Annotated in this window: 5 protein-coding genes; 4 read left to right on the top strand and 1 reads right to left on the bottom strand. The window is 58.4% G+C overall.

Translation table 11 applies throughout. From position 1 onward, the window contains the following. Positions 1 to 332 precede the first annotated feature (332 nt). From GUY40_RS27385 to GUY40_RS27375, 3 genes are read left to right on the top strand one after another with little or no spacing between them, the layout of a single operon-like run. Entirely contained in the window at positions 333 to 2951 is a 2619-nt protein-coding gene (locus GUY40_RS27385) for a PD-(D/E)XK nuclease family protein (RefSeq protein WP_166572033.1), read from the top strand. Beyond that, complete coding sequence (locus GUY40_RS27380; protein WP_166572032.1) at positions 2951 to 6124, top strand: exodeoxyribonuclease V subunit beta; 3174 nt, start codon at positions 2951 to 2953, stop codon at positions 6122 to 6124. The genes GUY40_RS27385 and GUY40_RS27380 overlap by 1 nt, the downstream gene beginning before the upstream one ends. A 54-nt stretch (positions 6125 to 6178) precedes the next feature. Continuing rightward, positions 6179 to 7390 (top strand): phospholipase D family protein, encoded by a 1212-nt coding sequence (locus tag GUY40_RS27375; RefSeq protein WP_166572031.1) that lies wholly within the window; start codon positions 6179 to 6181, stop codon positions 7388 to 7390. Between the two features lie 413 nt (positions 7391 to 7803). Here GUY40_RS27375 and GUY40_RS27370 read toward each other — a convergent pair whose 3' ends face one another. Further along, the gene (locus GUY40_RS27370) at positions 7804 to 13899 is read right to left on the bottom strand and encodes a hypothetical protein (RefSeq protein WP_166572030.1); all 6096 of its coding nucleotides are present in this window, start codon (positions 13897 to 13899) and stop codon (positions 7804 to 7806) included. Between the two features lie 410 nt (positions 13900 to 14309). Between GUY40_RS27370 and GUY40_RS27365 the strand changes: the two genes are divergently transcribed. Continuing rightward, positions 14310 to 14453 carry a hypothetical protein gene (locus GUY40_RS27365; RefSeq protein ID WP_166572029.1) on the top strand — a complete coding sequence of 48 codons (144 nt, stop codon included), beginning with the start codon at positions 14310 to 14312 and terminating at the stop codon, positions 14451 to 14453. The last annotated feature ends 108 nt before the right edge of the window (positions 14454 to 14561 follow it).

The raw sequence follows: 14561 nt of genomic DNA, 5'->3' as shown, positions 1-14561 counted from the left end.
GGCAAGTCCCGATCAATACCAGCAATACTGATTTGGCTTGGTCGAGGTCCCTAGAGACCTCCAGCGCAGCGAAAAACTGCCAATTACTCAACTCTCTGCAGCCATAGCGTTTTTACACACTCTGGGTAAAGAGCGGAAATTCAGTAGGCGCGGTTCCTTGTCTGCCTTGCTGCGGTATCTGACACACAGGCAGTAGTGGTCTGACAGCCGCTCTCAGCAATTTTCCGTCGTACGTGAATGGTTGCTTTCGGTTAGTCTTGTCGACTAGGAGCAGGGGAACAAGATGCAATAGGACGCCTGCATTCGATTGCCTTCAGGGAGTCAACTGCAGCATGCACATCACTTTTGGCCTTTTCTTGGACACCCGTCAGGGTCCGTCCCCGACGAACTTCTTCAACACCCCGATAGTCGGCCGCCTCGGATTCCTGTCCCTGCTGGAGACCTACCTTGGTCTAAGCGCGCCAGAAGCGTCCACGGCCAGACGCGTGGCCATCTACTCTGGCCTGCTGCGGGTCCATGACAACAACTCGCGCTTCTACAGTGAGTCCCTGAAGGCCGACAGCATCGGTACGGCCGCGCGCCTCCTGGCCTGGCGTGACGAGTGGCGGCTTGGCGGTTGGGACGGCAGCGCGAATCCGGAGCATCCTTCGCGAATCCAGGAGCTTGCTTCCATTGAAAAGGCAGCTCTCGAAACGCTGCCGCCCGGAGAGGCCGAGCGCTTGCACCTGGTGATGCAGGGTCTGAGTGCGTCGGGCGCCGACCCCATCAAGTCAGTTCACCTGGTTGACCCGCCCGAGGACTTCCCGCTTCTCTGGCGGCAGGTGCTCGAGCGCCTGCCGGCCGTCGAAGTCCGCCTTCCCGAGCCACAGGGAGCAGGCCAACTCCGCGCGTTGCAAGAGCACGCCCTAACCGTTCTGGCTGGAGGCTCCGCGGGCAATCTGACCGCGCAGACCGACGGGAGTGTCTTGCTGGTGCGCGCCCTCGCGGCCACGACCGCCGAACACTGGTTGAGCACACAACACTCGCACAAGCCCGGCGACCGGCTGATCCTGGCCGAGGAGGCCGGCGACTCGCTGGATGTGTCGCTGTCCGCGACCGGCGGGGTCAACTGCGGGTTCGAACGCCCTAGTCAGCTCCGCCCAGCCCTACAGGCACTACTCCTTGCCTTGGAAATGTGCTGGGAACCAATAGACATGAACCGACTGCTGGATTTCCTGACCCACCCAGTCGGCCCGTTCAGTCGTCCTGCGAGAGGCAGGCTCGCCCGTGCTGTCGCCAAGCAGCCTGGGATTGGTAGCGAAGCCTGGACGGCGGCTAAGGCCAAGATCGCGGCGGGTGACGATGCCCAGGAAGTAGCAGATGAAATTACCTTCTGGCTGGAGTCAGAGCGCTGGTCACGCACCGATGGAGTGCCGGTCGATGCACTGATCGCTCGCGTCGACCGGATGAAGGAGGCTATGCGGCGTCGCCTCTCAGGTGAATCAGCTGATGCGGCGAGCTTTACGGCGGCGCATAGCCAATGTGCGGCCGTCCATGAAGCATTGATCGAGCTGGCTCGGCAAGGGTTGGCCACGGTGCTGCCTCGGCAAGTCGAGCAGTTGGTCGCCCACGCCACGCCCGCCGGGGCAACCAACCCCGCTGCGGTTTCCCATGTCGGTTGCATGCGCTCGGCCAGCACGGCAGCCGCGTGCATAGAAGCTGCTGATGAAGTGGTCTGGTGGATGCCGTCGACGCCTCCCCTGCCCTCGCCTCTGCCTTGGTCTCCTGCCGAGTTGAACGCTCTGACCCAATTGGGTGTGCAGTTGCGAGACCCGGCGCGTGAGCTCGTTTCGTTGGCACTGAAGTGGCTGCGGCCGCTACTTGTCGCGAGAAGCAGATTTATAATCGTCTGCCCTCCCCCTGGTACAGAAGTACATCCGATTCGCCAGCTTCTAAAGAAGCTCGTACCGGACATCGAATCTGGCTCGCTCGACCTGGACACTGCACTCGACTCCACACTTCTCGGGGCAACCGCCGAGGTACTTCCACCTCAGCCGCTGCCCACTACTCCGCGCCACATCCAACTCCCGCATCCCCTGCAGCTCGGCGACGCTGCACAGTCGTTCACTGCGCTCAACGAACTCTTCAACGACGCAGCCCTCTTCGTTCTGAAACGAGTGGCGAACCTGGAGCCAACCTCCGTCCTGGCGGTGGATGAGGACAACCGCCTGCTAGGCATCCTCGCTCATCGGGTGTTCGAGGAACTCTTCGCGCACACCGATGCCTTGACTTGGTCGAACTCCGCTGCCGTCGCCTGGTTCCGCGCCGAAGCAGACTCGCTCTTGCTGACTGAGGGCGCTGTACTGCTCATGCAGGGGGCGGGGGTAACGCAGCAGCACTTCCGCAAGGTCTGTGAACGAGCCATCTGCAGTCTCCTCGACCACCTCAGGTCCGCTGGTGCGGTGCAGGTTCAGACCGAGGTCGAGTTCGCAGGAAACCTAGGGGCTGTCCCGCTGGTCGGCATGATTGACCTCCTTGTCACGCTTGGCAACAAGCGAACCGTCGCGCTGGACATTAAGTGGCGAAGGGACAACTACTACGCCGAGCTGCTTCGCTCCGGCGAGCACCTACAGTTGGCGCTCTACTCCAGCCTCATTGAGCAAACAAGCGGTGTCGCACCCGCCGCGCTTGGCTACTTCATCCTGGAAAGCGGCGCACTGTACGTCACCACTGCCGACACCTTCCCGAAAGCGCAAGTCAGAAGACCGCCAGACGGCGTAACCGTCACCACTCTACTGGACAGGGCACGCGCCACCTGGAACTGGCGCAAGCAACAGCTGGACGCCGGGACCATCGAAGTCGTTCCGGAAGGTGCGACCGACGAATTCCAAGGCCCTGAGGGAACCCTTCCGGTCAACGGCCCAAGCAAATGGGACCGAGACCACCTCGTCTTGCTGGGAGGCTGGCAATAATGAACAACATCGAGTTCATCAGCGCAGGCGCCGGCAGTGGCAAGACCTACAAGCTGACCGAAACGCTCGCCCGAGCCCTCGAGTCCGGCGCAGCACGCCCTCACGCCATCTTGGCCACGACCTTCACGGTGAAGGCCGCTACCGAGCTGCGCGAACGCGCCCGCTCCTGGCTTCTTGAAAAGGGACGTATCGACCTGGCCACAGCCATCGGCCAGGCCCGCTTGGGCACCGTCAACAGTGTCTGCGGTCAGATGCTCAAGCGGTTCTGCTTCGAGTTGGGCCTGTCTCCCGACCAGACTGTGCTGGGCGAAGGTCAATCCAAGAGACTGCTCAAAGCCACGCTGGCCGAGTCGATGGATGCCGACGCACAAGCGGAACTGGTTTGGCTCACGGAGCGGTTCGGCATCGAACAGGCGGACTGGTCCAAGACTGTTGAGGCTGTCGTCAAGGCCGCGCTCGACAACGACATTGAGCCAGGGGCGCTTCGCGTGATGGGCACCCAGAACGCGGACGCGATGCTCGCGAACTGGCCTGCTCCAACTGCGGGACTGGACCCGACCGAGGCATTGGCGACCGCGCTGGCCAAGGCGCACCAGGAGGTAGCCGCCTACGTAGAACAACAGCAGGCTGTCGGCGCCAAAGTTGCAGACAACCTCTTAAAAGGCCTCGACGGGCTGCAGAAACTGGATCGCCTCTTCCGTGAAGGCCGCTGGTGCTGGCCCGACTGGATCGGCGCAGCCGGGTTTGACGCCGGCGCCAAGGTCAGGGATATCGTGGCACCAGTCAAATCCGCAGCTCAGGCCCACGAGTCTCACCCGGCCTTTCATGTCGAGGTCCGCCGGTACCTTGACAGGGTGTTCAACCTGGCCGCCGACGTTCTCGACGCCTACGAGCAGGCCAAGAAGGCGCTGGGTGCAGTCGACTTCAGCGACCAAGAGGTGTTGCTGCTACGTGCATTGAGGACAAAGCCAGCCGTCCGTGAAGTGTTGGCGGCAGAACTGGATCTCATCATGGTCGATGAGTTCCAGGACACCAGCCCTCTCCAACTGGCGCTCTTCGTCGAGCTGGCCAAGCTCGCTAAGAGGTCGGTGTGGGTGGGCGACCCCAAGCAGGCCATCTACGGCTTCCGCGGAACTGACGCGAGCCTCATTGCCGGCGTCCTCGGCGCCATCAAGGACTGGGGCGGAGTCATAGGGAAGGCCCTGGACACCTCCAGGCGCTCCATCGAGAGCCTAGTCTCGCTCACTAACGACGTGTTCAACTCTGCGTTCGAGCCCGACCTGACGCCTGCGCAGGTTCGGTTGCAGCCGCTGCGGAAGGATATCCCGGACCAGGCCGCGCTGCTGAACTGGAACTTCGAGAGCAGCCGAAACGACTCGGACTACCTAGGCCTTGGGCAGGCCGTCCGCGAGCTGCTGGGGTCCGGGGTCAAGGTCGAAGACAAGGACACCAAGGAGCTCCGTCCGATTCAGGCCGGCGATGTCGGAGTGCTGTGTCGCTACAACGACCAGGTCGAATTTGCCGTCACGTCGCTCACGCGCTGGGGAATCCCGTCAGCCAGCCCACGCTCCGGCTTGTTGGGGACTGCCGAAGCCATCTATGTCATGGCCTGTCTGAGGCGCATGAACGACCCAACCGACACCGTCGCCACGGCGCTGGTTCTTACCCTGGCTGATAGCACTCCGATCGAAATCTGGCTTGCAGACAGGCTGCAATACCTAGCCACCGATGGGGCGAAGTCACACGAGTGGCTGACGAAGGGCGACAGCGCCCATCCGCTACTGGCCCGATTGGAAGAGCTGCGTCCAACGCTAATGGCTTTGACGCCACAGGAAGTGCTGCGACTTGCCGCTGCCGAGTCCCAAGTAGTGCGGCTGGTCGGCCAATGGTCCACTTCCCCTCACGAGAGCCGCGATAGGCTGTCCAATGTCGAGGCACTGGTCGAACTCGGAAAGACTTTCGAGGACGAGTGTGTCGCCGCGAAGCGATCGGCGACCGTCAGCGGCATGCTTCGTTGGCTGGACGAACTCGCCAGCGCAGAGGACGATAACCGGGCCATTTCAGCAGACAACTCGGTCTCGGTCCTCACCTATCACGGGGCCAAGGGGCTGGAGTGGCCAATCGTCGTGCTGACAAGCCTCGATGCGACAGCACGCAGTTCGCTTTGGGGCGTGCGCGCGAGAACAGTTGGGGGCTTCGACCCGCAGCAGCCGCTCGCCAACCGCTTCGTCCACTGCTGGCTGAAGACCTGGGGCAAGCGGTCCCAGCCCCAAGCCGCCCTCAACGCCGAAGCCAGCGCCACTGGTCAAGCCATGCAGGCCGAAGCCCTGGCGGAGAACAAGCGCCTTCTCTATGTGGGCCTGACCCGCGCGCGTGATATGAACGTCGCAGTGTCGTTCGTTCGCAAGTCAGGGGCGGGGCGCGCCTGGGTCGGCGAGATTCAAGGCGCAGCCGACCTGTTGTTCGGCGACTCAGGAACCATAGCGATTCCCGACGGCCAGCAGCTCTCCAGACTATCGAGGTCGTGGAACAAGGATGACTGCTCAACGGAGCCACCTGCCAAAACCTCCGAGGCCTGCCGCTGGTTCACAGCTCGTCCGCGTGTGCAGGCCGAGCCGTTGTGGCATCGACCGAGTTCTGCCTCGGGCGGCACGTTCAAGGTAGTCGAGACTGACGCAGTAGGAGTCCGGCTAAGCTTGGCGGGCAAGCCCGACATGGCATCGCTGGGCACGGCGCTCCACCTGTGCATCGCTCGCGCCGGCGCGCTTGGCGGGATTTCAGCCCCTGACGTCGAACGAATCCTGATGACCTGGGCCGTGGCTCATTCTGTGGATAAGGAAGCCGTTTGCGCCCAGGCCAGAGCGTTCCAAGCTTGGGTAGCCAAGCGCTGGCCTGACTGTCCCGTTTACGTCGAAGTGCCCATCGAAGCCAATGGCCCTAACGGCACTCGTATCCGGGGCCGCATCGACTTGCTGGTTGAACTGCCAGATAGTTGGATTCTCATGGACCACAAGTCGAACCCCGGTGGCTCAGCCAGAGACGAGGACCTGGTGGCTGAGCACGGCCCGCAGCTCGAGTCCTATGGTCATGCCCTTCTCAACGCGACCGGCAAGCCCGTGAGCGAGCGATGGCTCTACATGCCGGTCGCTGCACGAGCAGTCCGCCTCTCCTGACGCTCCCAGAAGCGTACCGGACTTAGTTTAATAGAAACACGAGGAAAAGCAGAGATGGATGTGAAGTTCCTGTCGGCTTCGCAGACGCAGTCGACACTCATAGCACTGGTTGAGAACTGCGAGTCGATGCAATGGGCAGTAGCCTGGGCGACCGAGAACGCGGTCTTCGAGGCAGCGATGAAAGACAGCTCGAAGTTCGAGCACTTCGTTGTCGGCACTCATATGTTCCAGACGCAGCCCGAGGTGCTTGAGCGGGCGGCAGCGCTAGCAGCCGCAGCCGTCGTTCCTCCTACGGGCGACCTGTTCCTCCCGAAGGTCTACCTGTTTCGTAACGGGCAACGCATACGCTGCGTGGTCGGGAGCCCAAATCTCACGAAGGCGGCGATGAGCCGAAACGTCGAGGCGAGCGTGCTGCTTGATGGCTCGCTCGACGATGCAGCGCTGGTAGGGCTCAGTCGCTTCGTCGCAGAAGCGTGGAAGGGGGCGGAGGACATCTCTCACGAGTTCCTCTTTCGGTACCGTCACCAGTACGCAGCTAAGACGGCTGCGCGAAAGGAACTGATCAAGTTCGCTGACGTTCGGCCACCTTCTAAGCCGAATACCAAGCGCGCGCCACATGACATGAGCTGGGCGGACTACCTCGTGCAGGTCCGAAGCTCATCACACCCGTCTGCGCACCTGTTTAAGGAGCGCTTGGGCGTTCTGACAAAGGCTCGCGCCCTTTTCGCGACTGGCATACCCTACGCGAAGTGGAACGAGGACGACCGCAAGCTGGTCGCCGGCACTCTCGGGCGCAAGAAGTCTCAGCAGCCAGGCGTGGACTACGGGCTTTTCGGGAGCATGGGCGCAAGTGGGACGTTCGCGAACCTGGTCATCGAAGCGCCCACAGGTCTCTCCCACGCCCTCGATTTCATCCCGTTGATGGGCGCGGTCACGCAGGACGACTACGACCGCTACTGCAAAGCGTTCAGAGCAGCCTTCGATCAGGACGGGCGAGTCGGCGGACTACCGACCGCGACTAGGCTCTTGGCGATGAAGCGGCCTGACGCATTCGTGTGCATCGATTCGGCCAACCGAAAGGACTTGTGCGAAAACTTCGGTGTCAGCCCGAGCACAACGAACCTGGAGAACTACTGGCAGCGCATCATTGAGCCGATGCACGGTGATCCGTGGTGGAGACATCCGCAGCCGAGCAATGCGGCTGACGCCGAAATCTGGTTGGGACGCGCAGCGCTTCTGGACGCCATCTACTACACGCCCCGTTGAGCCTGCAGCTCTTCGACTTCCTGCGGACGCAGGACACGTCCATCCCCTCTTGAAACCGCCGAGGTTCACCGATGGTGAAGAAGTCGCTGACTTGGTCATCGTCAAAAAATATACATCCTGGCAGTGCAGGCCAAGACCCTACGCCACCGCCTCACCATAAGTGAGGACGCGTAGTTTCTTGTGAGTATTAGTTCAGCTTGCAGCCTTTGCCGACGCTTGGCTACGGAATCCGACCGATAGCAAACAGCCTTTTCCGGTCACTACCGACAAGTCCCCTAACTCCCGCTTTGGGTCGAAATCGGTCGGTCGCGAATGGCAGCAAACGACTGTGGATTTCAACCCGGTCAGTAGCCCTCACTGACTACCCCATCCGGACGAGGCGGTATGCTCCCAGTCTATGTGCACGACAAAGGTCACATCACCTGACTCAATTCCGCTAACCAAGGCCCATATGCCTGGTGAAGTATGGGTATTAGATCCGGTCGCATCAGTACGTCACACCCCTCTATGCAGTACGAGTCCTGAATCGAAATCTGATCGCTATGCACTCGCCAAGTCCGTTGAACCACCGCGAGGTTTCCAGCAGCATCCACCCACTTCATGGAGTCTGCGTATGCGCAATGGTGCAGATCAGCAAGCATTTGAAGGCTTGCCGGAGGGACTAGTAATAAAGTCCTTCCCAGCCAGTCCTCAATTGGGCTCAGGCTTACTAACCAAGGACCACGCTCGTCCATTATCTCATCCGGACTGCCAGCAATGATCAACCAATCCTCGATATGGCCTTCGTTGAAAGGGAACGCATTGGGAGGGACACTCTCATCAGGATGCACTGCGACAATACCCCCCATGCGGGTGATAATTCGCTGCCGCCCCGATTCAGTCCGCGAGCTTTGAGGATGTTCCACCTCGTAGAAACCAAGTCGAATCCAACCACTATACTCAGGATCATCGTCGGCGACCGTGATGATCGGGTTGAGACCATTGCTTACGCTGGCTTCCCATTTAGGGCGCGGCGTCCTGCTGGCGACAGCCATCAAGTGCGCAGGGATATTTGGCAGGATGTAGCGAAGCATCTCCTCGGCCAACTCTGACTCGAAGCCTTCGGGCAACCCTACAGGGCGCGGAAGACTAACGAGCATAGAGTCAAGAATGGATAGATAGATTTCCATTTGCCATGGCAAAACTTGAGCTGGAAGTCGGGCACTGCCATCACGACCGCCCCTGAGCTGCCATCGATTACGACCCGGAATAGAATCGCCCCACGCGACATTGTTCAGACGCTCCTCGATGATGTATGCCAGATCAGGCCAGAACTGCGCCAGAAACCCCATCACTTCATGCTGCTCAAGGGCGGCAATCATCCGCAACGGTTGACGGGTGACCGGGGTAGACAACATCGTCGGTTCAGATCGATTTGCAACTGTCACATCTATACTGGCTAGAAGTGCTTGAGCCATACTAGCCACTGCCCATGAGTCGGACTCGGCGCATAGCGTAAGCTCGGGGGTAACATCAGCAATTAGGTTCGAGAGGTCCACCGGGGACTCAATCAACACGCGAAGGACTAGATGCAGCGAGGACACTGAGGTATCGGCCAGTAACCAATGGCTCAACGGACGAGCGAATAGATGAGTTCGATCGCGTAGCAGACGTGCTATAGCACTCAAAATCAGCACTTTGCGTGGCAAAACTGGATTACCTAGGCGACTTAGAAGCAGGCTAATAAAGGCCTCTTCCACTGACCAGCCACAATCGTCTGTCTCAAGATTTTCAAACCCAAGGTAGCGTCCCGGCAGAGGCAAACGAAGCTCCATCACATTGAAGGCCTCGGCCCATGCCTGTGATGCGATGCCTGGAGCCTCCCATTCGGCAAGCTGCTCAACCAGATGCTGTGTCACGCCATGAACGTTGCCAGACCGTAGCTTACGGGCCGTCTCATCTGCCAGCACCTGCCGAGCTTGAGCAGAATCAAGCTCAAGCGCCCTGCTTACCGAAGCTGCGTGCTTGCGGTCGCCTACGTTATGCCACCCACCACCGCCTTTTGCACAACTGTAGGCAAGCACGTAGGTAGTGGCGGCCAGTTGTACATGACCTGCGTTATCAAGCGCGGCGGCCAGGCCGTTAATAGCCTGATAACGATCCCAGAACCAATATCCCGAATCGCGCACGTAAAAGTGGATCAGTCGCTGGGCTGCTAATTCGTCGCCTGCATCGACCATTTCGCTAATGATATAAGCCAAAGGTAAGGTCACGACCCCGTCGACCTCGGAATCCGAGATTTTAGCCTCGCCTAGTCTGCGAAGCGTAGACAGCACATCAACATAGCTACGCGTCTGAGGAAACGCAGGACGAAGCTCCTCACCTGTGGTGTCGTTCTTGCGGGATCTGCTTTCACTGCGCACTACTGGCGTGGGATGACGGTGATCGCGCAGAGCTGCTGGAGCTTTAAGCGCATGTTCTGATGCAAATGTCAGGAGTCGCTCAACGGCATCGATCCGATACCGCGCAGCGTCATCTAACACTTCTGCACATAGTTGTGTAAATCGCTCCTGGACGCAGGACAGGTTGCTTGGGAGAAGCCGTTCGAGAGGTCTGAGCCGTTCCATGACAAGCTTACTGCCGGCACCATCGTGATCAACCTCGAACAAGATCGAGCTCCAAAACCCATCGAGCAAGAGCGGGTCCGCCGTTTCGGCAAGGGTCGTTAATGTGCTCGTCAGCGCGGAGACCGTAATCCAGGATTCACCCCCATGCTCACGTGCCAATGTCGATGCTAAAAGCCGAACACCGCGTACCGGGTCAACAGCCATAAGTGCATTGAACCAGGCGTTCGGCGCATTGCGTGTCTCTCTGCCGTCGGTATGGTTCCTCACTGCTCGCACGAGCGGCTGTAACTTGATCAAGCCATCAAGCGCTGCGGTGGATGCGCCACTCTTCAAGGCGCTCACACTTCCGATCAGATCAAACAGTGAGGTGTCTTTATGAAACCCATACCCCAGCAGATACCCGCATGACTGCCGCCAATAGCTGGTAGCCGCCTCAGGTTGCCCTGCAACCGCTAACGCCTGTGCCACTCGCATGGAAAATTCAGCATGGTTGCTGTAGTAAGTACCGCCGTCTCTCTCCTCGTCCACCAGTACACGATCTAGCGCGTCGATGACCAACTGCGACGCTGATTCATGTATAGCGTAAGGAATCAGTATCGAGAAAAAAGTGTTAGCCGAAATGGGCCCACCATCTTCCCTATCCATTTGGGTCGCAGTACCCAGACGAGCCTCTGATATGGACGAAATGGCGTACTCCCAATCCTCCAGCGTTCTGGAGAAATTCAGTGCTCGGGCCAGGCTCTCGGCTATAACCGAATGGATGCGATACAGATCGCATGCCCGAGGTGATCCCACGAACGGACGGACATCTCCAAGCAACTCAGCGAAGACGGTACTGGAGTCGTATGGTCTGTTTTGGGTAGCTGCCGCTTCAGCTCCTGCGCTTGCTATCACGAAACGCAGCCAGCAACGGTACCAGCCTTCCCCATCGACACGATGCCGCTCTGCATCCAGGGTTTGTAAGTTCCCGATTAAGGCATGTAGGCGTATGGTTGCGACCCAGTCACGAACTGGCTGGGTACTATGTAGGTAACCATCGTCGTCCAGAGCGATGTCGAAGGTGGCTGGCTCGACCAAAAATGGCTGGCCATTTTCAATTGAAGCCCCTCGCTCCAGACACCATACTGCTTGCTCTACTCCTCTGGCGTGACGCAGCGCGTTGTTGGCGTAATCTACCGCCGCCACAAGGTTGCTCGCATCCCATGCAGCGTCCGACAGCCCCAACCAAGTCGCACACGCGCGCTCCTCACTTAAGCCGAATCGCTGATCAGATTGAATGCGCACTCGCCCAGCGAGACGTTCAACGGAAGACAAAGGTAGCTCGTGAGAGAGCATGCTCGAAAGCTTGCGTACAAAGATGAACTTGAGCTCTTCCTCGAAATACAATTGATCACAAACCTCTCGGGCGACGCCAAACGTATACCCTAAGCGCAGTTGCCCACGCAGCGACGCTAGGTAGACCTTCTCCTCCTCATACAGATCAGCCTCAGGATCGAAGTGATCAGAGTGACTGCTACGCTGGTCGTCAAACCACAACTCAAGGTATTCCGCCCAAGGTGCTACTGCGCCCTGTGCCTCGACCGCCTCACACGCGAGCAGTCCTTGAGTTGCATCCAGAGTTGGTTCCCCATCGAAAAGCATGCGTTGTGCGAGAGCGTGCGGCCCATGTAGCGCCTGGTAGGTGATCCAATACGGATGCCAGCGATTTGTACCTTCATCAAAGCACATGTCGAGTGAACGGAAGATCTCAGAGCACCTGAGCAGCACTGGCCAGTTTCCGCTACTTGCCGCAATGTCCGCTGCAAGCGAGACGCCGTCCTCAATAGACGTTCGAGAGTGTCCATGAACGAGACTGTCACGCGCAAAGGTGGCAGAGACCCGCCCCAGAATCTCATCGTCCCGCCCCACCCGGCGCAAAGAGGGAAGCAAAAAGCGGTATGAGCGAGCGTCCTGAAAAAAGTCCTTGGACTCTAGCCAGGCGATGACCGGATTCAGGATATTGCGAACGCTTTTGCCTGCGGCTTGTAACTCGTCAAGAATGAAGCGTCTGAAGCTCTCATGAAATATCCGTACACCGCCTTGACCTGTGGCGCGGGAAAGGATGGGGGACAACATGGCCAGCGCTTCGGGAACATAGTCTTGCATCAAGCTCCCGACAATTTCTTGCAGCTCCGCCTCCGTCACCGAGAAATCAAGAACACCTAGGATATTAGCCACGGGGATGGTGTTGCGGCTGGCGGTCAGGTTCAGGTGTTGGTAGTAACGGGTAATGTCACCGTCTAAAGCTGGCGCTGACGATAGCCATTCATGAGGCGCTTGAATGCGCCCGCTCTTTAACCCCTCAACGAGGCCTACTGACAAATAGCGGGTGTAGAGCGGATTTCCTTGGGCCTTCGACGCCAGTAAGGTGAGTAACTCGTCTCGTTCACTTTGGTCGCTAATGGCGACGCTTTCAAATGCTTGTGAAACGCCGTGCTTGTCACACAGAGAAAATATTTCTTCGCGTTGCCACGCTTGAAGGGTGTGCTGGTGCAGTGAGTCCTTGAAACGATCTCGGAGAGGATCAAGATGCTCGCCAGGTTGAGAGCCAATGACAAGCGATACACCTTCGGGTAAAGCGAGTGTCGATAAGCGCTCCACGATATCCGTTTCATTGTCATTTAGGCTTTGAGAGGTGCTGCGTACTCGCGCAATGTGATCCAGACCGTCGACAACAATGACAACTCGGGAACCGCTTTCAACGACCTGCTGCAGGCTTTCTTCAAGGACATCAGCTCCTGCCGCGAAGATTTGCCGAGCCGATACGCTCTCTTGCTCACTCAACCAGTCCTGGATGTCCCCCAGAAGATTTGCAAACAGGATGTTGGTGCTAACCCGCTTCTCCGCCAAACCGTCTCCAGGGGCAAGGAAACAATAGTGCTGTGCTACAACAACACCGCGATTTCGCAAAAAATCGGCAAGCTGCGTCAACTCCCAAGATTTACCTGATCCTGGGCCAGCAAGGATCAAATGAACGCCTCCCTGCAGCACCGTTTCAGCCAGATTGTCGCGAACGTGCGGTCGCGGCTGTAGCACAGAATTATCAATCGGGAACTGTTGAAGTACTCGCCCGAAATCTGTGCGCAGCATCAAACGACTGGCTACGTCCCCAGGGGTCAGTCTCTCGCCTTGAATGCGCGCGTTGGTGGCGATGTGAATGGCTAACGCTGCAACATCCTCAGGCCGTCTTTCGGCGTTGGGGTATCGCCCTATTCCAACATCCTTCATCAACAAGTCGAGCAGTAAACCCTCTAACGGGCCGGGGCTATCAAGATCAAGCGTTGCCGAGGGCAAAGCAAGTTCAATGACAAAGCGCTCACAGAAAGCGACAACTTGATCTCGGGTAAGCGGTGCTGAGCCCTCCTTGGAGGGGCAGAGTACCGCGAGTTTGGGACCTTCGGCACCTGGCCATATTCGAGCTGAATCGATGCGATATCGCTTTGTAGTAAACCCTGCGAACGTGCCAGCGGCGTCCGACACTTCAAATAAAGCGGACAAGGCATCGGTTATAACAGGGGCCTGCCAGGTCGCGCAGAGCCTGTACTCGTCAGCTGCGTCGATGCCTGCATGAGTGAACGTCTGAACCAAGCGGTCAAATCGAAGTGAGGAGGCATTGCCTATGAAATCTTGAAGCTTCAGTGCGACTTCGGGGTTCAGGCTGGATTTTAGCTGGCGCCGGATTCTGGTTCCGTTGGCCGTCACCTCAAGATCGTCGAAGCGGTCGTCTTCGACAGTTTTACGATCCACGATGACCGCTTCATGCTGGTGAACAAGTGCTCGAACCAGTAAGTATGCGGTAACCAAATCTTGGTAGGCATAGCCCCTGTGAGCGGCGCTCAAGGAGCCCATGTGTGTCGTAATCAAATTTCCGCTCCTTCTAAAGCCTTCGTCAGGACCCTCCTTTACTCGCGACACATATTAATCGAATGATGGCTTTCTGGTTGCTCTTTGCAAAATGCTTTTAGCAACGATGGCGCGCGCCCTCTGAGGGCGATCAACAGTGACTGCAGGTAGTTTTGGACCACGGAAATTCGCACTCGAATCGAAGAGGGCACGTGCGAGATGCGATTGCTGGAGAACAACCAACGGTCCGGGGCGACCGGCCTCATAGAACCGCTGAATAAAAACTGGGTGAGTCCGGATCTGACTTCCAGTTGACCGCAATAGCCCTTACCCATCCTGATTTTTGCTATCAACCGAACCTCAGGACCATGGTCGAGGCAGGATGATTCGGCTAGATTGCACCACCGCACTGCAGATCCATGAGGAACTGGATGTCTATCGAAATCATTGGCCCCAAAAAATACAAATTCCAGGATCGTGTATGTCTGCTTTTGGCGCTGCAATACGCACAGAGCGCACACGCGCAATTGGAAATCGAGCCGCGCGGTGGCGAAGATCCCCCGGTGTCAGGATAGTTGTCGCCTCTCCGGTTTTTCCTGAAAAAGCATATCGGGGGCGGAAAGAGACTGGTCGTGCCGTACTATTCACCTGAACGCAAAGCCGCATTGCTGAAGATGCTGCTT

The organism is Pseudomonas sp. R5(2019), assembly GCF_009905435.1.
Classification (GTDB): Bacteria; Pseudomonadota; Gammaproteobacteria; order Pseudomonadales; family Pseudomonadaceae; genus Aquipseudomonas.
Note: the sequence above shows the minus strand (reverse complement) of the source record. Positions and strands in the feature narration are given on the sequence as shown.

Excerpts from the sequence above, each read along its gene's own strand:
- GUY40_RS27380 (WP_166572032.1), top strand. The coding sequence starts at position 2,951 with ATGAACAACATCGAGTTCATCAGCGCAGGCGCCGGCAGTGGCAAGACC.
- GUY40_RS27365 (WP_166572029.1), top strand. The coding sequence starts at position 14,310 with ATGTCTATCGAAATCATTGGCCCCAAAAAATACAAATTCCAGGATCGT.
- GUY40_RS27385 (WP_166572033.1), top strand. The coding sequence starts at position 333 with ATGCACATCACTTTTGGCCTTTTCTTGGACACCCGTCAGGGTCCGTCC.
- GUY40_RS27375 (WP_166572031.1), top strand. The coding sequence starts at position 6,179 with ATGGATGTGAAGTTCCTGTCGGCTTCGCAGACGCAGTCGACACTCATA.